The sequence below is a fragment of the Paenacidovorax caeni genome, from assembly GCF_001298675.1.
Lineage (GTDB): Bacteria > Pseudomonadota > Gammaproteobacteria > Burkholderiales > Burkholderiaceae_C > Paenacidovorax > Paenacidovorax caeni.
On the sequence record NZ_CYIG01000029.1, the window covers coordinates 25,976 to 46,894 of the forward strand.

General features: G+C 69.9%; 19 protein-coding genes and 1 pseudogene. 13 read left to right on the forward strand and 7 right to left on the reverse strand.

Annotated features, from left to right (window positions below; all coding sequences use genetic code 11):
• Nucleotides 1–34: 34 nt before the first annotated feature.
• The 5 genes from BN2503_RS12345 to BN2503_RS12365 all read right to left on the reverse strand — a co-directional run bounded on the left by BN2503_RS12345 (nucleotide 35) and on the right by BN2503_RS12365 (nucleotide 4,302).
• Nucleotides 35–541: a C40 family peptidase gene (locus BN2503_RS12345; protein ID WP_082366581.1), complete on the reverse strand. Its 507-nt coding sequence runs from the start codon at nucleotides 539–541 to the stop codon at nucleotides 35–37.
• A 33-nt stretch (nucleotides 542–574) separates the two neighbouring features.
• A complete protein-coding gene (locus tag BN2503_RS12350) occupies nucleotides 575–2,281 on the reverse strand; it encodes a 2-isopropylmalate synthase (RefSeq protein ID WP_054256981.1) in 1,707 nt (568 codons plus the stop codon).
• Between the two features lie 283 nt (nucleotides 2,282–2,564).
• A complete protein-coding gene (locus BN2503_RS12355; RefSeq protein ID WP_054256964.1) occupies nucleotides 2,565–3,266 on the reverse strand; it encodes an MOSC domain-containing protein in 702 nt (233 codons plus the stop codon).
• Nucleotides 3,267–3,325: 59 nt separating this feature from the next.
• Nucleotides 3,326–3,940: a 3'-5' exonuclease gene (locus tag BN2503_RS12360; protein WP_054256965.1), complete on the reverse strand. Its 615-nt coding sequence runs from the start codon at nucleotides 3,938–3,940 to the stop codon at nucleotides 3,326–3,328.
• A 5-nt stretch (nucleotides 3,941–3,945) separates the two neighbouring features.
• A complete protein-coding gene (locus BN2503_RS12365) occupies nucleotides 3,946–4,302 on the reverse strand; it encodes a zinc ribbon domain-containing protein YjdM (protein ID WP_054256966.1) in 357 nt (118 codons plus the stop codon).
• Nucleotides 4,303–4,615: 313 nt separating this feature from the next.
• Between BN2503_RS12365 and BN2503_RS12370 the strand changes: the two genes are divergently transcribed.
• Together BN2503_RS12370 and BN2503_RS12375 are read left to right on the forward strand one after the other, a co-directional pair.
• The gene (locus tag BN2503_RS12370; RefSeq protein ID WP_054256967.1) at nucleotides 4,616–5,770 is read left to right on the forward strand and encodes an HD-GYP domain-containing protein; all 1,155 of its coding nucleotides are present in this window, start codon (nucleotides 4,616–4,618) and stop codon (nucleotides 5,768–5,770) included.
• A gap of 41 nt (nucleotides 5,771–5,811) precedes the next feature.
• Entirely contained in the window at nucleotides 5,812–7,464 is a 1,653-nt protein-coding gene (locus tag BN2503_RS12375) for a methyl-accepting chemotaxis protein (RefSeq protein WP_054256968.1), read from the forward strand.
• Between the two features lie 58 nt (nucleotides 7,465–7,522).
• Here the strand turns inward: BN2503_RS12375 and dinG are convergent, their stop codons facing one another.
• Nucleotides 7,523–9,733, reverse strand: coding sequence for an ATP-dependent DNA helicase DinG (gene dinG, locus BN2503_RS12380; protein ID WP_054256969.1), 2,211 nt, complete (start codon nucleotides 9,731–9,733; stop codon nucleotides 7,523–7,525).
• Between the two features lie 196 nt (nucleotides 9,734–9,929).
• On the opposite strand from dinG, the gene BN2503_RS12385 reads away from it, so the two are divergent.
• The 10 genes and pseudogenes from BN2503_RS12385 (at nucleotide 9,930) to BN2503_RS20065 (ending at nucleotide 20,106) form a co-directional block, all read left to right on the forward strand.
• Nucleotides 9,930–11,864 carry a methyl-accepting chemotaxis protein gene (locus tag BN2503_RS12385; protein WP_054256970.1) on the forward strand — a complete coding sequence of 645 codons (1,935 nt, stop codon included), beginning with the start codon at nucleotides 9,930–9,932 and terminating at the stop codon, nucleotides 11,862–11,864.
• A gap of 1 nt (nucleotide 11,865) precedes the next feature.
• Nucleotides 11,866–11,997 carry a hypothetical protein gene (locus BN2503_RS21250; RefSeq protein ID WP_267887059.1) on the forward strand — a complete coding sequence of 44 codons (132 nt, stop codon included), beginning with the start codon at nucleotides 11,866–11,868 and terminating at the stop codon, nucleotides 11,995–11,997.
• Between the two features lie 12 nt (nucleotides 11,998–12,009).
• Nucleotides 12,010–13,080, forward strand: coding sequence for a chemotaxis-specific protein-glutamate methyltransferase CheB (gene cheB, locus BN2503_RS12390; protein WP_054256971.1), 1,071 nt, complete (start codon nucleotides 12,010–12,012; stop codon nucleotides 13,078–13,080).
• Nucleotides 13,077–14,567, forward strand: a complete 1,491-nt coding sequence (locus tag BN2503_RS12395; protein WP_054256972.1) for a CheR family methyltransferase — start codon at nucleotides 13,077–13,079, stop codon at nucleotides 14,565–14,567. The genes cheB and BN2503_RS12395 overlap by 4 nt, the downstream gene beginning before the upstream one ends.
• 129 nt (nucleotides 14,568–14,696) lie before the next feature.
• Nucleotides 14,697–14,978: pseudogene (locus tag BN2503_RS21360) on the forward strand (Hpt domain-containing protein); the annotation flags it as partial.
• 203 nt (nucleotides 14,979–15,181) lie between these two features.
• Entirely contained in the window at nucleotides 15,182–16,876 is a 1,695-nt protein-coding gene (locus tag BN2503_RS12400; RefSeq protein WP_199445255.1) for a hybrid sensor histidine kinase/response regulator, read from the forward strand.
• A 24-nt stretch (nucleotides 16,877–16,900) separates the two neighbouring features.
• Entirely contained in the window at nucleotides 16,901–17,269 is a 369-nt protein-coding gene (locus tag BN2503_RS12405; protein ID WP_054256973.1) for a response regulator, read from the forward strand.
• A gap of 4 nt (nucleotides 17,270–17,273) precedes the next feature.
• Entirely contained in the window at nucleotides 17,274–18,992 is a 1,719-nt protein-coding gene (locus BN2503_RS12410; protein WP_054256974.1) for a diguanylate cyclase, read from the forward strand.
• Complete coding sequence (locus BN2503_RS12415) at nucleotides 18,989–19,507, forward strand: chemotaxis protein CheW (protein WP_054256975.1); 519 nt, start codon at nucleotides 18,989–18,991, stop codon at nucleotides 19,505–19,507. The genes BN2503_RS12410 and BN2503_RS12415 overlap by 4 nt, the downstream gene beginning before the upstream one ends.
• Before the next feature lie 191 nt (nucleotides 19,508–19,698).
• Complete coding sequence (locus tag BN2503_RS20065) at nucleotides 19,699–20,106, forward strand: hypothetical protein (protein ID WP_054256976.1); 408 nt, start codon at nucleotides 19,699–19,701, stop codon at nucleotides 20,104–20,106.
• Nucleotides 20,107–20,157: 51 nt separating this feature from the next.
• Here the strand turns inward: BN2503_RS20065 and BN2503_RS12425 are convergent, their stop codons facing one another.
• The gene (locus tag BN2503_RS12425) at nucleotides 20,158–20,391 is read right to left on the reverse strand and encodes an ATP-binding protein (RefSeq protein WP_054256977.1); all 234 of its coding nucleotides are present in this window, start codon (nucleotides 20,389–20,391) and stop codon (nucleotides 20,158–20,160) included.
• Nucleotides 20,392–20,478: 87 nt separating this feature from the next.
• Here BN2503_RS12425 and BN2503_RS12430 point away from each other — a divergent pair, with 87 nt between their 5' ends.
• The gene (locus BN2503_RS12430) at nucleotides 20,479–20,796 is read left to right on the forward strand and encodes an acylphosphatase (RefSeq protein ID WP_054256978.1); all 318 of its coding nucleotides are present in this window, start codon (nucleotides 20,479–20,481) and stop codon (nucleotides 20,794–20,796) included.
• The last annotated feature ends 123 nt before the right edge of the window (nucleotides 20,797–20,919 follow it).

Genomic DNA, 20,919 nt, shown 5'->3' on the forward strand with positions numbered 1-20,919 from the left:
AAGGCGCCGAAGGCGACTCAGGGGGTGTTTCATCTCAAGGACGCCGGAACGCCACGGTCTGGCGCGACCAGTAGGGGCCATTGAGCCGGTCCAGCCGTACCTCGCCGCCCGTTGAGGGTGCGTGCACAAAGCGCCCCTGCCCGACGTAGATGCCGGCGTGCGTGGGCCGCGCACCGCCGAACACCACCAGGTCGCCGGTGCGCAGGTCGTCACCGTCCACCGGCGCGCCAAAGCCATTGAGCTGTGCCACGGTGCGCGGCGGCGCCACGCCGGCGCGGCTTCGGTACACATAGCCGATCAGGCCACTGCAGTCAAAGCCGCCCTCGGGCGTGTTGCCGCCGTAGCGGTAGGGCGTGCCCACCAGGCCCAGGGCGTGAATGGCAATGTCGCTCGCCTGCTCGTGCGTCAGGTGCGAGGGCAGTGGGGTGGCGCGTTGCGGCGGCGCACTGCCGCACGCGGCCAGCAGCAGTGCGCCGCCCCATGCTGGCAGCTGGGCCAGCAGGTGGCGGCGTGGCAGAGGGGACGTGGGCTGGGCAGACATGGCCGCGAGCTTATCCCAGGGTGGGCCGTGGCATCAAACCATGGCTGTGGCCCGCGCCGGGTGCACGGGGCGTGCCTGGGCGTGGCGCCGCTGCAGCAGCCGGTTGGCAACACCCACCACCGCCTGCACCGAGGCGGTGACGATGTTGTGGTGCAGGCCCACGCCGAAGGTGGCGCCGGGCAGGCCGTGCAGGCTGGCCTCGACGATGGCCAGCGCCTGCGCGCCCGCGCCGGTGCCGGTGGCGCGCTCCTCGTAGGCGTGCACCGACAGCGGCAGGCCCAGCGCATCCACTGCCGCATCAATCGGGCCGCTGCCCTGCCCTTGCAGCGTGAGCCGGGTGCCGTCGATCGCCACGTCGATCTCAATGCCGCGGCCGTCGCCAGCCAGGCGGTGCGCGTGGTACGTCACCAGGCCCGGTACGCCCTGGGGCTGGCGCAGGTAGGTGGCTTGGAACAGTGCCCAGAGGGCATCGCCGGTCATCTCGGTCTCGCTCGCGTCGGTGGCGCGCTGCACCACGGCGCTGAACTCCACCTGCATGCGCCGTGGCATGACCACGCCCTGGTCGCGCTCCAGCAGGAAGGCGATGCCGCCCTTTCCCGACTGGCTGTTCACGCGGATCACGCTGTCGTAGGTGCGGCCCAGGTCCGCCGGGTCGATGGGCAGGTAGGGAATCTGCCATTGGCCCTCGGGGTCGTGCACGGCAAAGCCCTTCTTGATCGCGTCCTGGTGCGAGCCCGAGAACGAGGTGAACACCAGGTCGCCCGCGTAGGGGTGGCGCGGGTGGATGGGCAGGCCCGTGCACTCTTCGGCCACGCGCGCCACGGCGTTGATGTCGGAAAAATCCAGTCCCGGGTGCACACCCTGGGTGTAGAGGTTCAGCGCCACCGTCACCAGGTCGAGGTTGCCGCAGCGCTCGCCGTTGCCAAACAGGCACCCTTCCACACGCTGGGCGCCCGCCAGCAAGGCCAGCTCGGCCGCCGCCACGCCCGTGCCGCGGTCGTTGTGCGGGTGCACCGAGAGCACGATGTGCTCGCGCGGCGCGAGGTGGCGGTGCATCCACTCGACCTGGTCGGCGAAGCGGTTGGGCGTGGCGTTTTCCACCGTAGTGGGCAGGTTGATGATGACCTCGCGCCCGGGGCCCACACCCCAGGCGGCCAGCGCGGTCTGGCAGGCCTTGAGCGACACCTCCAGCTCGGTGGCGTTGAAGGTTTCGGGTGAGTACTGCAGCGTCCAGCGCGTTTCGGGGCGCGCGTCGGTCAGGCGCTTGAGGTGCGCCACATGGTCCTCGACGAAGGCCAGCATCTGCGTCACGTTCATGCCGAACACCACGCGGCGCCACACCGGCGCAGTGGCGTTGTACAGGTGCACGATGGCGCGGGGCGCACCCTGCAGGGCCTGCACCGTGCGCTCGATGAGGTCGCTGCGCGACTGCGTCATGACCATGAGGGTCACGTCCTCGGGCACCAGGTCTTCGTCGATGAGGCGGCGCACGAAGTCGAAGTCGGTCTGCGAGGCGGCAGGAAAGCCGACCTCGATCTCCTTGAAGCCGATGCGCACCAGCTCCTGGAACAGCTTCATCTTGCGCGCGCCGTTCATGGGCTCGAACAGCGCCTGGTTGCCGTCGCGCAGGTCGGTGGAGAGCCACACGGGTGCGCGGGTGAGGGTGTTGGCGGGCCAGCGGCGGTCCGCGAGGGCGATGGGGGCGGCGGCCTGGTACTTGCGGCAGGGTTGGTCGATCACGATGGGCTCCACGAATCAGGGGGCGCTGGCATGCCTTGGTGGCGCCAGCGCGGTGTTGGAAAAACCGAAGGCGACATCCCCTGCAGCCCTCCACAGGCGTGGAGGCTGGTTCGTGGGCCGGGGTCAGGGGGGTGTCGGGTGGTGTGCGCTGAAGCGAATCAGGCAACCGAAGCAGCGAACGCAGGCAGACCCCGGCCAGGCACTAGGCCTAGGGCTAGGGTGGACAGGGTCATGCGGCGTTGCATAAGCGTGAAATGGTAGCACGGCACCTTGGCCTGGTGCGTTACCCCTGCATGCGCCGGTCCCAGTCTTCCACCTGCCCGCGCTCCAGCCGCCCCTGCACGATGCGCTGCCACGACGGCGGCAGGTGCAGCCGGGCCAGGCCCTGCAGTGCCTCGCGGTCCAGCGGGCGGTGGTACAGCAGGTCCACCACGCGCGCCAGCGTCCACTCAGGGTGCGGGCGCGCGATCAGGTGGATGGCGTCGCCGGCCTGCAGATGGCCTGGCTCCAGCACGCGCCAGTACCAGCCGGTGCGGCCCGTGTCCTGCAGGCGCCGCGCCATGTCCTTGTGGCCAAAGCGCAGGTTCAGCTTCCAGCAGGGCTGGCGGCTTTGCGCCACTTCAAGCAGCACGCTGCCGATGCGCACGCGGTCGCCCCAGCACAGGGTGGCCTCGGTCACGCCGGTGCTGGCCAGGTTCTCGCCGAAGGCGCCGGGCGCATCCAGCACCGGCAGCGCGCCCAGGTCGGCGCGCCAGGCGGCGTAGTGTTCCAGCGCGTATTGGTGCACGGCTTTGTCGGGGCCGCCGTGCACGCGGCGGTCGCCTTGTTCATCGCCCTCCAGGCCCTCGGCACCGACGCGCACCGGCCCGGCCACGGGCCGTTTGGCAATGGCGCTGTGGCCGCCGGGGCTGCCGTCGGGGCGTGTGCAGGGCACGGCCTGGCCGCGCAGCACGGCGTGGATCTGGCCGAGGGGTACGGTTTTCATGGTCTTTTTGGCGTTCAGCGCTTATCTGGCAAGCGCTGGCAGCTATCAAAAAAGGAGTTTCAGTCCACCAGCGCCGGCTGCAGCAGCTTGCCCAGGGCCTGGCGTTTGCAGGCCTGCAGGCGCATGAGCAGCGCGTGGTCGGGCCAGGGCACGCCGTAGCGTTGGCCCAGGTCGTGCTGCATGCGTGCCAGCAGCGCGGCGGCCATCTCGGCATCGGCCAGCGCGCGGTGGGCGCGGCCGGTGCGCGGCAGGCCCAGGTGGTCGATCAGGTTGCCGAGCTTGTGGCTGGGCGCGTCGGGGTACACGCGGCGTGAGAGCAGCACGGTGCAGGCAAAGGGCTGCGTGGCCTGCAGGCCCGCGTGCTGCAGCTCGGACTGCCAGAACTTGCTGTCGAACGCCGCGTTGTGCGCCACCATGGGCGCGTCGCCCACGAAGCGCGCGGCCTCGCGCATCACGGCCTCGGCCGGTGGCGCTGCGGCCACCATGGCGTTGCTGATGCCAGTGAGCTCTTCGATGAAGGGCGGAATCCACGCGCCGGTCTGCATCAGGCTGGCAAAGCGGTCCACCACCTGCGTGCCCTCCAGCAGAACGATGGCCACCTCGGTGGCACGCGCGCCCTGGGCCGGGACCATGCCGGTGGTCTCGAAGTCGATGACGGCAATGGGCGGCGCCATGGCGCTCAGGCCTTCTTCAGAAACTCGGACTTGAGCAGCATGCTGCCCAGCTCGGTCTTGCAGTCCACGTTGTGGCCATCGGCGCCGTCCACCAGGCGGATGCCCTTGATCTTGCTGCCCTTCTTCAGCACGCTGGACGAGCCCTTGACCTTGAGGTCCTTCACCAGGATCACGGCGTCGCCGTCCTGCAGCGGGTTGCCATTGGCATCGCGCACCGTGCCATCCCCCACGGGGGCTTCGTCTTCGGCGGCATCGGCCTGCTGGGGCCACTCGAAAGCGCAATCGGGGCAGATGTAGTTGGAGCCGTCGGGATAGGTGTTTTCCTGGCCGCATTGCGGGCAGGCGGGAAGGGTGTGGGGCATGGTGAATTCGGTGCAAATGGTGCGGCGATGTGCCGCCGTGCGCGGGTGCGCATGACGCTGGATTGTCGCCCCCTGCGGTCAGCGCTGTCCGCACCCCCATGGCGGGGGCTTTGCCATGCACGAGAAAAATGGGCTGTACCCCTTTACTGGCAAGCGCTGGAAGCTCTTTAAAAGATAGCAACAGCACGACCGCATCCTAGGGAAACAACTGACCTGCATCATGTTTTGTATTGATAGGTATCAAGTTGAAACAAGATGCATCGCGCTTCAATCACTCACGACCTTCTCACGACGTCTCTTCCAGAACTCTCCCATGCGCCGCATCCGGCAAAGCGATCTGGCCTTGAACAAGCCCCTGCCCTGGCCGCTGTATGACGCGGACGGCCATTTGCTGCTGCGCGAAGGCTATGTGCTGAGCATTCCCCGCCATATCGACGCACTGCTGGCGCGCGGTGCCTATGCGCCCGATCCCCCAGCCCAGAACCCTGGCCCCAGCGTGGCGGGCGCAGCGGCGGTGCCGCCTGCACCACCGCCGGGGGCCGCAGCGGAGCCGGTCTTTGTCCGGGCCGGCACGCTGGCGTCAACACTCAAGCGCCTGCACGCCCATCTCGAGGCGGGCTCGCTGCAGGCCGTGCTGCCGCAGGTGGTGCAGAGCCTGGCACGCAGCGTGATCGATGCCTGCGCGCAGGACCCCGATGCGTTTCTGGCCGCGCTGCACCTGGACCGCCAGCACCCCTACCTGGTGGTGCAGCAACTGCTGGGCGCCGCACTGACCGAGCTGGCAGCGGCCGAGCTGCAGCTGGATGCGCCCACGCGCCTGTCGCTGGCCTGCGCGGCATTGACGCGCGATGTGGCGCTGCTGCCGCTGCAGGGCCAACTGGACCGCCAGGCCGGTGCGCTGACGCGCGAGCAGACCGTGCAGGTGCGCAGCCACCCCGTGCACAGCGCCGAGCAGCTGGCCGCCATGGGCGTGACCGATGCACTGTGGCTGCAACTGGTGCAGCAGCACCACGAGCGCTGCGACGGCTCGGGCTATCCGCACGGGCTGCGGGGCGACGCCATCCTGCCCGGCGCGCGCCTGCTGGCGGTGGCCGACTCGTATGCGGCCATGGTGACACCGCGCGCCAACCGCACCGGCCAGCTTCCGCGCGATGCGCTCAGGGCCCTGTTCCTGGAGCGCAGCCGCCTGTACGAGGATGCGCTGGTGCAGCTGTCCATCAAGACCCTGACCATGCACCCGCCCGGCACGCTGGCGCGGCTGGCCAACGGCGCGCTGGCCGTGGTGCGCTCGCGGCAGAAGCACGACGCGCCGCTGGATCTGTGGAGCCTGTACGACGCCAACGGCATGCCGGTCATGCGCCCGCAGCGCTGCGACGCGGCCGATCCTGCCCATGGCATCGTCGGCGCGCTGCGCGTGGAGGAGTGCCGCTGCGCCGCGCTGGTACTGAAGCGCTTGTGGACGCATTGAGTCCAGGTTGAAGGCACCGCCGATTCGAAAGAACCCGCACCATGAAGAAGAACCTGCCCGTCACGTCCCGGCAAACCGAGATCCCGCCTGGCGTCACCCTGGTGTCCAAGACCGACCTCAAGGGCCGCATCACCTACGCCAACGAGGCGTTCGTCGAGGTCAGCGGCTACGCCCTCGACGAGCTGCTGAACCAGAGCCACAACATCGTGCGCCACCCCGACATGCCCCCCGCCGCCTTCGCGGACATGTGGCGCACGCTGCAGCAAGGCAAGCCGTGGCGCGGCATCGTCAAGAACCGCTGCAAAGACGGCGGCTACTACTGGGTCGATGCCTGCGTGGTGCCCGTCAAGCGCCACGACCAGGTCACGGGCTACATGTCGGTGCGCAAGCACGCGCCACCCGACGCCATCGCGGCCGCACAGGCGCTGTACCACGACATGGCGGCGGGCCGTGCCAAGCCGGGCCTGCGCCTGCCGGCGTGGCTGGGCATCCGCAGCGGCATGCGCCTGGGCACGCTGTTTGTGGCGCTGCTGATGCTGGTGGGGGGCGTGCTTGGCATCGGCGGGCTGAAGCTGGCCGACGATGCGCTGCACCAGCTCTACCACCGGCAGCTCGGGCCGGTGGCGGCCATCGGCAAGATCACCGCCCGCCTGGGCGAGAGCCGTGCCACCATGCTGGAAATCCGCCTGGCGCGCCAGCGCACCGGCCAGGACGAGGCGTTGGCCCACCAGATTGCCCGGCTGCGCGCGCACCGCGACGAGGTGCAGGCGCTGCTGGGCCAGTTGGCCGTCGACTCGGGCCAGGCCCCGCAGCAAACGCAGCGGCTGGCCGCTGCGCTCACGCACTACACCGATGAAGGCCTGCAGCGCGTGGAGATGGCCGCCGCCTTTGACGACCCGGAGCAAATCGACGAGCTGATCCGCCAGCGCGTGCTGCCGCTGGAGCAGGCGGCCTCGGTCGCTGCGTCCGAGCTGCGCGATGCGCTGGACACCGCCGCACGCACCGCCTACGAGGAAACGCTGGCGCGCAACGCGCGCATCCGTGCCATCGCCATCGCGGGCATTCTGTGCGGGCTGCTGGCGGTGGTGCTGGCGGGGCACATGTTCATCCGCGGCATCGTCGATCCGCTGAACGCCTCGATCCGCCGCCTCAACCGCATCGCCCAGGGCGACCTGCAGGGCGAGATCGACCTTTCGGGCACGGGCGAAAGCGGGCAGCTGAACCATGCCGCCGCCGTCATGCAGCTGCACCTGAAAGTGATGCTCGATGAAATCGCGCTGGCGGCGCGGCGCATCCAGCGCCACTGCACCACGCTCAACACCGTGCTCTACAGCGTCACCGAGCACTCCGAGGCGCAGCACGACCGCGTGTACGCGGCGATCCGTGCCCTGGACGCGGCCGTGGCCGAGACCAGCGACCTGAGCGAGCGCGCCGAACGGCTGCTGCACCTGGCCAGCGCCGAGGGCGCCGCCCCGGCACTGGCCGATGAAACCCGCGAACTGGCCACCGCCACCCGGCTGGCAGCCTTCGGTGCCGAGGAAGTGGCCTGCGCCATGCACCAGGTGGCCGACCTGATCGTGGAAAACCGCGGCGAGGCGCAGCGCGCCTGGCAGGCGTCCGAGGAGCTCAAGCACGTGGCCAGCGAACTCAATGGCCTGGTGGATTTTTTCGCGCCAGGCAAGTCAGCACAATGACTCCTACTTTGATAGCTGCTAGCGCTTGCTGGAAGCGCGCTACAGGCTGAATTGCCCCTTAATTCCCGGCCCTTGTGGGTGTGCTGGCGCGGCGCTGCAGCGCGAACGGCGGCAGGCCCTGCAGCAGCCGCTGCCCGTAGCCTGTGCGCACCAGGCGCCGGTCGTAGCAGTAGACATGCGCCAGGTCCTCCTCGGTGCGGATGGCACGGCCCACCCATTGCGCCAGGCGGATGGCCGTGGCCGGCACCACCAGCTCGCTGAACGGGTCGCGCCCGGCGCCGCGCAGCCACTCGGCACGCGCCTCGCCCACCGGGTCGTCGGGTGGGGCGAAGGGCAGTTTGGTGATGAACAGCGATTCGCACAGCCGGCCCGGCAAGTCCAGCCCTTCGCCAAAGGATTGCATGCCGAAGATGATCGACGGTAGCCCCTGCGCCACCCGCTCGCGGTGCTGTGCCAGCAGTTGCTGGCGCGGCCACTGGTTCTGCACCAGCACCGTGGCACGCAGCGCGGTTGGCAGTTGCTCGACGGCCTGGCGCATCTGCTCGCGTGAAGTGAACAGCACCAACGCGCCCGCTTCCACCAGGGCCAGGTCGGACAGCAGCGCCTCCACCATCTCGGCCGTGTAGGCCTGCGCGTCGCGCGGGTCGGCCTGGGTTTCGCTGGCCACCAGCGTGCCCTGGCGCGCGTAGTCGAACGGGCTGGCCACCTCCAGCGTGCGCACCGCCGCATCGCCGTGCAGGCCGGCTTCGCGCAGAAAGAAGTCGAACTGCCCGCAGCCCGTGAGCGTGGCCGAGGTCAGCACCGCGCCGCGCACCGCCGACCACAGGTGGTGGCGCAGCGTGGCGCCGGGCAGCACGGGGCTGGCATGGGCGCGCAGGGTGAGAAAGTCGCCCTCCACCGCCAACGTGAACCATTTGGCCGCAGGCACCGCGCCCTCGGGCGTGTCCTGCAGCAGCAGCTGCGCGCAGGCGTGCACGCCCTCCAGGCGCGGCGCCAGGCTGCCCACCTGGGCATAGAGCTGCGACAGGCGCCGCGCGTCGTCGGGCGTGTCGCGCATGGCCGCGCGCAGCGCCTTGGCGATGGCGCGCAGCGCGTCCAGAAAGCCGCCGGCGTGGTGTGCTGCCTGGGCCACCGGGTCGCTCAGGGCGTCAGGCAGGCGCCCGCCCGCCACACGGGCGCGTGTGGGCTGGCCGGCGATGGCCGGGCGCGCTCCCGCACCGCCGTGGCCTGGCGCGCGCAAAGGCTCGCCGTACACGTCCAGCACCAGGCGTGCCAGGTCGGCCAGCGCGGTGCGCAACCGCGCCGCGTGCTGGGGAATGTCGGCGATTTCCTCCACCTCCACGAGCTGGCCGATGCGCAGCGCGCGGCTGGCCAGCCGGTCGATCCAGGACAGGCGCGACAGGTCCATCTCGCAGGCGAACTGCGCTAGCGCGGTGGACGGCAGGTGGTGAGCCTCGTCAATGACGAGCAGGCAGTTGTCCAGCTCCGGCAGCAGGCGCGCGCCGATGGACGACAGCAGCAGGTCATGGTTGGCCACGATCACCTGCGCCGCCACCAGCGCCTTGCGCCGCTCGAAATAGGTGCACTGGCTGAACAGCGGGCAGTACTTGCCCGTGCACGAGGACGCCTCGGCCGCCACCGGGCCCCACATCTCCGGCTCGGGCGGTGTGGGCAGCTGGTCGCGGTCGCCGTCCCACTGGTTGGTGGCCAGGGCGTCGGCCAGGCTGGCGTAGAACTGCATGCGCGCCTCGGCCTGGTGCGAGGCATGGCGGCCCTGGCGCTGCTCGGCGGCCTCGGCGGCCAGCAGATCGTCGGGAATGTGGTCGTCCTCCTCGGCGCTGGCGCCGCTGGCCAGGCGTTCCAGCTTGAGCTTGCAGGCGTAGCGCCCGCGCCCCTTGGCCAGGGCGAAGGCAAAGGGCTGCTCCATGCGTGCGGCCAGCTGCGGCAGGTCCTTGTGCACCAACTGCTCCTGCAGCGCCACGGTGGCGGTGGAGATCAGCACGCGCGTGCCGCGCGCCAGCGCAATGGCAATGGCCGGCACGCTGTAGGCCAGCGACTTGCCCACGCCCGTGCCGGCCTGGATGACGGCAATGGCACGCGCGGGGTCGGCGCCTTCGTCTTCCACCTTGCCCAGCTGCGCCTGGCTGAGGGCCTGGGCCACGGCCTCGGCCATGTGCCGCTGGCCGTCGCGCACGCGAAAACCGTCCGAGGATTGCACCACGGTCTCAAACTGCTGCAGGGCCTGCGCGGCCCATGTGGAAGACGACATAGGGGCGGGAGTGTGGCACGGATGGCTCCAGGCGGCATCGGAGCAGGATTTCCCGCCTTGTGCCCGCATCCAGGCCTGGTGCGCTGTTCTGATCCCCCGAAAATGTAGACTTGCCCGGCGCCGCATCCGGCGCAGGGGCAGCACGCCCCAGGCCAGGGCTGTTCCCATTTGCTCGCTGTTCTTCAAGGTGTCGTCTATGTTTCACAAACTCCGTCTCTGGGCCAAGATCATGGTGGTCATGGGTATCGCCATTGGTGGTGTGGGGGCGGCGCTGACGTTTACCAACCTGTCGAACATGAACCGCCTGGTGCATGACGCCGAGCGCAGCGCGCTGGACGCGCATCTCAAGGCCATCCACAACGCGATTGCCGCCGAGAGCCGTAGCGCCGAGGCCTTGAGTGCACTGGTGGCCAGCATTCCGTTGGTGCAGGACAAGTTCGACAGCGGCGAGCGCAAGGCCGTGGCCGATCTGTTCGTGCCAGGTTTCCAGTCCTTGGCGCGTGACTACGGCGTGGAGCAATTCCAGTTCCACACGCCGCCGGCCATTTCGTGGCTGCGTGTGCATGTGCCGCAAAAGTACGGCGACGACTTGTCGTCGTTCCGCAGCACCGTGGTGGCCACCAACCGCACCCTGCAGCCGGTGCGCGGCCTGGAAGGCGGCGTGGCGGGGCTGGGCATTCGTGGCATGGTGCCGGTGCAGCGCGCCGGCCGGCATGTGGGTTCGGTGGAGTTCGGCATGGGCTTCGGCCAGCCCTTCTTCGACCAGTTCAAGCAGCAGAACGGCGTGGATGTGGCCCTGCACGTTATGGACAAGGATGGCAGCTTCAAGGCCCTGGCTTCGACCTTCGGCAAGGAGCTGATGCCCGAAGCGGCCACGTTGCAGCGCGCGCTCGGCGGCGAGGCGCAGCTCGACCACCGCCATGCCCAGGGCAAGCCGTTCGCCATCTATTCCTCGGCGCTCAAGGACTTTTCCGGCAAGCCCATCGGCGTGATTGAGATCGCCATGGATGCCAGCGCTTTCCAGGCTTCGCTGGACAGCTCGCGCAACGTCGCGCTGGTGGTGGGGATTTTGTCCATCATCGGCGGCATGCTGCTGGCGCAGTGGATGGCACGCCACATCGTGGGCCGGCTCGAAGGGGTGGCCTCGGGTGTGAACCATGTGGCCCAGGGCGATTTGTCGAGCACCATCGCGGTGGCGGGCAGCGACGAGGTGGCGACCCTGGCCGAGGCCACGCGTGCCATGCAGGCGCGCCTGCGCACGCTGGTGGCCGAGGTCAGCGCCAATGCCGTGCGCGTGCACGCGGCAGCGCAGGAAATCACCAGCGCCGTTGAGGGCCAGGCGGCCACCTCGACACAGATGTCGTCCTCGGTGGCCGAGATCACCACCACCATGGAGGAGCTCTCGGCCTCCTCCACGCAGATCGCCGACCACTCGCGCTCGGTGGTGGACATCGCCAACCAGACGCTGGAGGGCTCGCGCAAGGGCTCCGAGGCCATGCAGACCGTGCTCGGGCGCATGAACGACATCCGCAGCGACAACCAGCACAGCCTGCAGGAGATCGTGGCGCTGGGCGCCAAGTCCAAGCAGATCAGCCGCGTGATGGAGATCATCAACACCGTGGCCGACCAGACCAAGCTCATCGCCTTCAACGCCGCGCTGGAAGCCTCCAGCGCCGGCGAGGCGGGCAAGCGCTTCTCGGTGGTGGCGGGCGAGATTCGCCGCCTGGCCGACAGCGTGACCGACTCGACGCGCGAGATCGAAGCCAAGATCAGCGAGATTCAGGACTCCATCAGCCGCCTTGTCATCACCTCGGAGAAGGGGGCCTCGGGCATTACCGCGGGGCTTTCTGCCAGCGCCAACGCCACCGAGCGCCTGAACGAAATCGTCAGCGCCGCCAGCCAGACCAGCAGCGCCGCGCAGCAGATCTCGCTCTCCACGCAGCAGCAGAAGACGGCCAGCAGCCAGGTTGTGCTGGCGCTGCGTGAAATCGTCACGGCCAGCTCGCATACGGCGCAGTCCATCACCCGCATCTCGCAGGTGAGCAAGGACATGGCGCAGCTCTCGGGCCGGCTCGACGAGCTGGTACACCAGTTCAAGCTGAATGCCGCCTCCGGCACCACGCAGGGTTGAAATGAAACACCCCCTGCGTGGCGTCGCGCGCCCCTTCCCACGCTACGCCCTTCGTGCAGTGGGCGGCCGATGCCGCCAGCGCGGCGCGGCGGCTCTTGCGCAGCAGGTGGCGTGCGGCGCCATGGACCACTGAACCGTGCAGGCGATGGCGAACATCCGCGTGCTCATCGCCGACGACAGCAGCCTCGCCCGTGGGCTGCTGCGTTGCCTGCTGGAGGCCGAGCCCGGCATCGAGGTGGTGGGCGAAGCCTGCAACGGCCGCCAGGCGGTGGAGATGGTGCAGGCCCTGCGCCCCAGCCTCGTGACCATGGACCTAGAAATGCCCGTCATGGGGGGGTTGCAAGCCATCGAGGCCATCATGTGCACGCGCGCCGTGCCCATCCTCGTGGTCAGCAGCGTGGCCGATGCGCAGGGCGCACTGCAAGCCGTGGCCCATGGCGCGCTCGACGTGGTGGGCAAGCCCGACTACGGCTCGGGCGACGCGGCGGCTTTCGTGGCCAAGGTGCGGCTGCTCGCGGGCGTGTCCGTCATCACGCGCATGCGGGCGCGCCCCGAGCCGGGCGCCGCCACGCCGGCGCAGGCGCCGTCCCCGGTGCCAGCTGGCACACCGGCCCTGCGGGGGGGCGAGCCGGTGTTCGCCATTGCCGCTTCCACCGGCGGGCCGCAGGCCTTGGCGGCCATCCTGCCGGCGCTGGGGCGCGACTTCCCCTGCCCGGTGCTGGTGGCGCAGCATATTTCGGACGGCTTTGCCCAGGGCATGGTGGACTGGCTGGCCGCGCTGTGCCCGCTGCCGGTACGCCTGGCGCGCCATGGTGACGTGCTGGTGCCCGGCACCATCCATGTCTCGCCCTCGGAGCATGACCTCGCGGTGGTGCCCGGCGAGCGCCTGGCGCTGCGCGCCAGGGTGCCCGGCTGTGTGTACCGGCCCAGCTGTGACGTGCTGCTGACCAGCGTGGCCCAGGTGTTCGGCGCACGGGCCATCGGCATCATCCTCTCGGGTATGGGGCATGACGGGGCCGCGGGGCTGGCGGCCATCCGCGCCGCGGGCGGGCACACGCTGGCGCAGGACGAAGCCAGCTCTGTCGTCTACGGCATGAACCGTGTAGCCATCGAGCGTGGCGCCGCCGTGCAGGTGCTGCCGCTGGCCGCGCTGGCCCCGGCCATGCGGGAGTTGGCCAGCCGCCCGCCACGCCTGCTGGCTGGGAGTGCGGCATGAACGCCCTGGACTTGGCCCCGTTCCAGGCCCTGGTCAAGGAGCGCTGCGGGCTGCAGTGCGAGGGCGACGGCCAGGCCAAGCTGGCGCAGGCGCTGCAGGAGCGCTGCACGCACCTGCGCATGGCGCCCATGGCCTACTACCAGCAGTTGGTGCGCAGTGGCGCCGAGTTCCAGGCGCTGGTGAACCTGCTCACCATCAACGAAACCTATTTTTTCCGCGAGCCCGAGCAGATCGAACTGCTGGTACAACGCCTGGCGCCGCGCGCGCTGGCGCGCCATGCCGGGCGTGCGCCCGTGCGCATCCTGTCGGCCGGGTGCTCCTCGGGCGAGGAGCCGTACTCCCTGGCCATGGCCTTGCTGGAGAAGTACGGCGACAGCACGGCCCAGCTGTTCGAGCTGGTGGCCGGAGACATCGACACCGAGGCCTTGGCCAAGGCGCGCGCCGGGGTGTACGGCGACTTCTCGTTCCGCGGCGTGCCCGATGCCATCCGCCAGCGCTATTTCGAACCCCATCCCCAGGGCCAGCGCCTGCGTGAGGACGTGCGCCGCCTGGTGCGCTTTTACCCGCTGAACCTGCTCGACAGCGAAGCGCCGCAGCCTGTGCAGGACTGCGACATCATCTTTTTCCGCAACGTATCGATCTACTTTGATGCGGCCACGCGCCGGCGCATCCAGCAGAACCTGGCGCGGTTGCTGCGCGGCGATGGGGTGCTGGTCATCGGCTCGGCCGAGACCCTGGCCAATGACCTGGGCGTGTTGCGCCTGGTCGAGGAAGCCGGGCTGTTCTACTTCACCCCGGGCCCGGCCCCGCAGGATGACGGCGCTGGCTCCGCATGGCAGTGGCCACCCGCCCCTGCTCCCAAGCCGCAGCGCGCGCCTGCGCCGCCGCCCGCGCCGCTGCAGTTGCCCAAGGGCTGGGGCGATCTGCCCGAACTGCTGGCCCAGGCCCCCGCACCCGCCGGCGTGCCCGCCGAGGCGCCTGCAGCGTTGGCTCAGGCACGCCAGGCGGTGCTGGGCAAACATTACGCGCAGGCCCTGCCGCTGCTCGACGCCGTGCTGGCCGCGCAGCCTGGCTGCGCCGAGGCGCGCCTGCTCAAGGCCTACGTGCTGCTGGAGCGCAAAGACTTCGACACGGCCCAGGCCCTGGCGCAGCAGGTGCTCGACGCCGATCCCTGGTCGGTCGATGCCTGCATGCTGCTGGGCCTGGCGGCCAAGTGGCGGGGCCAGGGCGACGACGCCATCCGCTGGCTGCGCCAGGCCATCTATGCGCACCATGCCTGCTGGCCGGCGCACTATTTTTTGGCGGACCTGCTGCGCGAGAGTGGGGCGCTGGAGCAGGCGCGCCGCTCCTGGCGCGTGGTGGTGCAGATGCTCTCGGGTGCCACGCCGGCGCAGGCGGGGCTGCGCTACCTGCCGCTGGAGCTGCCAGCCCATGAAATCCGCTTCCTGTGCGAGCGCCATCTGGCCCAGGCGGCCGTCCCCCGCTGACCATGAAATACATCAAATTCAATAGCTGTCAGCGCAAGCCAGGCAAGGGTTTGTGGCCATTTTTACTTGAAAGACGCACGGCCACGCCGCGCGCGGGGGCGTGCCATGGCGATTGACATCCGCAAATTCATGGGCCGCTTCGTCGAGGAGGCGCGCGACCACCTGGCGCGGCTGGGCGAGGGGCTGGCGGCGTTGGACGCCGGACATGTTGACCCGGAAGGGGTCAACGCGCTGTTCCGCTCGGCCCACACCATCAAGGGGTCGTCGCGCATGCTGCGGCTGGCGTCCATTACCGAGATCGCCCACCGCCTCGAAGACGTGCTGGGCGCCATGCGCGAGGGCAGCCTGGCCTACAGCGCGCCGCTGGGCCAGTTGCTGTACCGCGCGCTCGACCAGCTGGCCGACCTGGTGGACCGGCTGGCCCAGGACGGCGATGGCGCCAGCCTGCCCGCGCCCGACGCGCGCTGTGCCAGGCGCTGGCCCAGGCCGCAGGCGCGGCAGCGCCCGGGGAGGAGGCGCCCACGGCACCCGCCGCGCCAGCGTCTGCACCCGTGGCGCCGGCGCCGTCTGCCGCCCCGTCCGAACCCATTGAATCCGCTGAACCGCCCGCCGCCGTGGCCGCGCCCGAACCCCGGCTGCAGGCCGCCGAGACGGTGCGCGTGCGCCTGTCCAAGCTGGACGAGCTCATCAAGCTCATGGGCGAAGTCGTCTCCAGCCACGCCCGCATGCGCGAGCGCCTGGCCGACATCCACGCGCTGGAGCGCAGCGTGGCCGCCAGCCTGGGCGACGGCGCTGCGCAGGGCCTGCGCCAGTTTGCGCGCCTGCTCAAGGACGACGTGCAGGCGCAGGAAGCGCTCATGGACGAGCTGCACGACAAGACCCTGCTGATGCGCATGCTGCCCCTGGCCATCGTGCTGGAGCCGGCCGCGCGCCTGGTGCGCGAGCTGGCGCGTTCGGTGGGCAAGCAGGTGGAGTGCAGCATCGCCGGCACCGAGATCGAGCTGGACCGCCAGCTCATCGACAAGCTCTCCGACCCCATCATTCACCTGATCCGCAACGCCATCGACCACGGTATCGAGCTGCCCGCCGCGCGCGCTGCTGCGGTCAAGCCGGCGCAGGGGCGGCTGCGCCTGTCGGCGCGCCAGGATGGCGGCTGGGTGGTCATCGAGGTGGCCGACGACGGCGGCGGCATTCCGGTGGCGGCGGTGCGTGAAAAGGCCGTGAAGAAAGGCCTGCTCAGCGCCGAGAAGGCCGCAGCGCTGACCGACCAGGAAGCCATCGACCTGATCTTCCTGCCCGGTTTTTCCACCAGCAGCATCATCACCGACCTCTCGGGCCGCGGCGTGGGCATGGACGTGGTGCGCCAGACCGTGCTGGACGAACTGCAGGGCGCGGTGGGCATCGAGACGCGCCCGGGCCAGGGCACCACGTTCTCCCTGCGCCTGCCGATGTCGCTGGCCATGATGCGCGTGCTGCTGGTGCAGGCCCACGGCCTGCCCTGGGGCTTCACGGCGCAGCACGTGGTGGAGCTGCAGCGCGTGCCCGCGCAGGCGCTGATGCAGGTGGCCGAGCGCCAGGTGGTCATCGTGCGCAACGAATTCGTGCCCGTGGTGCCCCTGGCCGAGCTGCTGCGCGTGCCCGCGCCCGCGGCGCCTGCCGGTGGCCCGGGCGTGCAGGAGCGCCACCCCGGCCTGCTGCTGGTGGTTCTGCAGGTGCGCAGCGAGAAGATCGCCGTGCAGGTCGATGGCCTGCTCGACGAGCGCGACATGGTCATCAAGCCCCTGCCGCCGCACCTGCGCAAGCTGCCGCTGGTCTCGGGCATGGTCATCACCGGGCGCAATGAAATGGTCAACGTGCTGCACGCCCCGGCGCTGCTGGAGCAGGCACGGCGCCTGCGCGGCCAGGGCGTGCAGGCGGGCGCCGCCGCGCACGCCAGCACCACGCCCTACCGCGTGCTGGTGGTCGATGACTCACTGAACACACGGGAAATCGAAAAGGATGTGCTGCAGGCCTACGGCTACCATGTCACGTTGGCCGAAGACGGTGTGGACGGCCTGCGCAAGGCCATGGAGGGCGAATTCGACGCCATCCTGACCGACGTGGAAATGCCGCACATGGACGGTTTCACCCTCACGGCGCGGCTGCGCGAGGAAGACAGGTACCGCGACACGCCCATCGTCATCATCACTTCGCGCGAGAAGGAAGAGGACAAGCGGCGCGGCATGCAGGTTGGCGCGGACGCCTACATCGTCAAGGGCGACTTTGACCAGAACAATCTGGTGGAAACGCTGCGCGCCCTGCTGGGCTGAGGCGGCACGATTGAGAACGCAATCATGAAGGTACTGGTGGTGGACGATGACGCACTGGCCGGCGAAATGATCGCCGCGGTGCTCGAAGGCATGGGCCATGAGGCCGTGCTGGCCGAGGATGGCGTGGACGCCGTTGGCCGGCTCAACGCCGACAGCTCCATCGCGCTCGTCATCAGCGACATGAACATGCCCCTGGTCAGTGGCATCGATCTGTTTCGTGAACTGCGCGCGCAGGGTTGTCTGCTGCCGTTCATCCTGCTCACCGGCGACGAGCCCGCTGGCCTGCTGGCCCAAGAGCCGCGCCTGGATGCCTGTCTGGCCAAGGATTTCACGCTAGAAGAGCACTTGCCTGCGCTCATCGGCGAGGTCATGACACGCCACGCGAGAGGTTGACGCCATGGAAACGCAACGTCCTTCCGCTGCAGCCGCCGCTGCCGGGGCCCGCGAGCGTATCGCCCGCCTGCGCCAGGCCTACCTGGCACAACTGCCCGAACGCGTGGCGCAGGCGCGCGCGCTCTGCGACAGCCTGGCTGGCGCACAGGCCGGTAGCGAAGCCGCCGCGCACCTGCACCGGCTGCTGCACAACCTCAAGGGCACGGGCCGCTCGTTCGGCCTGACCGAGCTGGGCGCCTGCGCCGAGCGTGGCGAAGACCTGCTGCTGCCGCTGGTGGACGTTGCCCCGGACGGTACGCCGGGCGCCGCACTCCAGGCCCTGCCTGCCGACTGGCGCGCACAGCTGGCGCAGTGCCTGGACGAGCTGGCCGTGCTGGCCGCCGGGCTGGGCACCGCCGCGCAGGCTGCGGCCGTGGGCGAATTGCCCAGTTTCGCCCTGGCCCCGGTGGACCGCAACGCCCCGGCCACGCCCGGGCGCCTGGTGTACGTCTGCGACGACGAGGCCCTGATGCTGGAGCAGCTCGCCGCGCAGCTGGCCTGCTTCGGCTACGAGGCCGTGTGCTTCACCGACCCCGATGCGCTGCACGACGCGGTGCTGGCGCGCCGGCCCGACGCCGTGGTCATGGACATCCACTTCCCCCGGGGCCACAGCGCCGGCATCGACGTACTGCTGGCCCTGCGCGAGGAAACCGGCGAGCCCGTGGCGGCGGTGTTCGTCTCGGCGCGCAACGACTTCAATGCCCGCCTGGGGGCGGTGCGTGCGGGCGGTCAGGCCTATTTTGTCAAGCCGGTGCGTGCCAACGAGCTGGTGGCCGCGCTCGATGGGCTGACGCACCAGCAGGAATACGAGCCCTACCGCGTACTCATCGTGGATGACGAGCCCGACATGGCGCACTACCACGCCATCTTGCTGCAGCAGGCGGGCCTGATTACCTGCGAGGTGCACGACCCGACCCGCATTCTTGAGGCGCTGCACCAGTTCCGCCCCGACATCGTGCTCATGGACATGTACATGCCCGAATGCGGCGGGCGCGAGGCGGCGGCCATCATCCGCCAGGTGCCGGACCATGTCGGCCTGCCCATCGTCTACCTGACCTCCGAGACCGACCGCCGCAAGCTGTTCTCTGCCATGCGCATCGGTGCCGAGGGCTTCCTCACCAAGCCGGTGGTGCCCGACGAGCTGGTGGCGGCGGTGATGATCCGTGCCGAACGCATGCGCACGCTGCGCGGGTTGATGGCGCGCGACAGCCTGACCGGCCTGTTCAACCACACCATGACCACGCAGCTGCTGGAGAACGCCCTGTCGCTGGCGCGGCGCGACAGCGGCGTGCTCAGCCTGGTGATGATCGACATCGACGGCTTCAAGGCCGTCAACGACACCTGGGGCCACCCGGCGGGCGACCAGGTGCTGATGGCGCTGTCGCGCGTGCTGCAGCAGCGCCTGCGCGCCAGCGACATCATCGGCCGCTACGGCGGCGAGGAGTTCGCCGTCATTCTGCAAAACGCAGACCCGCAGCAGGCCGCGCGCCTGATCGACGCGCTGCGCGAGGACTTCGCGCGTGTCGATTTCTACAGTGGCGAGCACGGCTTCCACTGCACGTTCAGCGCCGGCGTGGCCGCCTACCCCATGTACCAGCGCTACGAGCTGCTGCGCGAGGCCGCCGACAAGGCGCTGTACCGGGCCAAGCGCGGCGGCCGCAACCGCGTGGTGGTGGCCGAATGAGCGGCGCGCCAACCCTCGACCAGATCCTGCGCCAGCGCCACGGCGCGCGCCAGGAGGTGGTCAACGTGGACGAGCGCATGGTCAAGCTCGTCATCTTCGCGCTCGGGCCGCACTGGTTCGCCTTCCCCGGCACGCACATCCGCGAGATCCTGGCGCAGGCCGTGGTGCACTTCGTGCCCGGCTGCCCGCCCTCGCTCGAGGGCGTCATCAACGTGCGCGGCGACATCGCCACCGTCATTCGCCTGCACGACGTGCTGCAGCTGCCCGCCCCCGCCAGCGGGCAGGACAGCGCCATCATGCTCGGCAGCGGCGCGGGCATCGAGAGCGGCCTGCGCGTCGATCGCATCATCGACGTGGTTGACGTGGCACACAGCAGCATCCAGCCGCCACCGGCCACGCTGGGCGAGCCCCTGCGCACCCTGGTGCTGGGGGTAGTGCACTTCCAGGATCAGCCCGTCAGCCTGCTCGACCTGGAGCGCTTGCTGGCCGGCTACGCCGAAGGGCTGACCGGGTGATGCCCGGCCATGGCTGAAGTGAAGCCCCCCCCTGAGTCGCCTTCGGCGCCTTCCCCCTCTCTCGTTCGCGCTGCGCACTCCGGGAGGGGGACGCAGCCCTCGCTGCGGGGCGGCCCTTGCTCGGCTGCCCGCGCTTGGGCCGCGCCGGTTTCATGGGCCGTGGGAGGCGCGCAGCGCCATGGATAACTGAGATGGAAAGCGCCCTGGCCAGGGATGGTGGCGCGGTGCTGGAGATCGTGCGCTTTGCCAGTGGGCCCTGGCGCGTCGGCATCGAGGCGCGGCATGTGCGGGGTGCGCGCTTGGCCGCGCCCGGCGCGCAGGCGCTGGACATTGCCCCGCTGCCTGTGGGCAGCCCGGTGCCCGGCGTGCCATTGCAGTGCCTGTCCATCGCCCTGCCGCAGGGCCTGGCCGAACTGACCGTGCGCGGCCCGGTGGAACTGGTGCACGTGCCCACGGCCTGCATCCACCCCCTGCCGGCGGTGCTGGCCGCGCGCTGCGCATTGCCCGGCCTGCGCGCCCTTGCCCTGGGCGAGGGCGACGCCCAGCCCACCCTGCTGTGCGATGCGCAGGCCCTTGCGGCGGCGTTTGAGTGCTCCTGATTCAATAGCTGCTAGCGCTTGCCCCGCAAGGGTTAAAGGCCTTATTGATACTTAAACGGCTTCGCGCCGCACCATGCGGATGGCATCGAACGGGCAGCGCACGGCGCACAGGGCGCAGCCCGTGCAGCCAGGCGCATCGTGTAGCGCCGCGCGCTTGGGGCCCCAGCGGCCATCGCCCAGCACCTGCAGCGACAGCACGTGCGGCGGGCAGGCCGCCACGCACCAGCCGCAGCCCGTGCAGCGCGCGGGGTCGATGGTGGGCAGGGCCTTGGCGAGAGCAGCCATGCCTGCAGCATGCCACGGTGCGGGGTAGAGTTACGGGTTTTCCCGCCATGCCCCCGCGCCGCGCGCGGGCGGCCCGCTACCACCGCCATGTCTTCTGCTTCCACCATCACCCGCCACCTGCGCATCCACGGCCTGGTGCAGGGCGTGTACTACCGCCACACCACCATCCAGACCGCCCAGCGCCTGGGCCTGCAGGGCTGGGTGCGCAACCGGCTCGACGGCAGCGTCGAGGCCCTGGCCAGCGGCCCGGCCGACGCCGTGCAGGCCCTGATCGACTGGGCGCACGACGGCCCGCCGGCCGCGCGCGTGGACCGCGTGGACGTCAGCGAGGGCCTCGCGCACGAGCCGTTGCAAGGCTTTGTGCAGCGCGAAACGGGGTCTCCTCGTTTTCAGTGCAATAAGTGACGGTACGAAAAGCTAGCACTGGCGCGGAGGTGGTGTTGGTAGATCGTTGATTTCATTGACTTTCCTGTTCACTTTCAAATCTGCGATTCGTGGCGTCAAACCGTGGTCGGTTTCATCCATTGG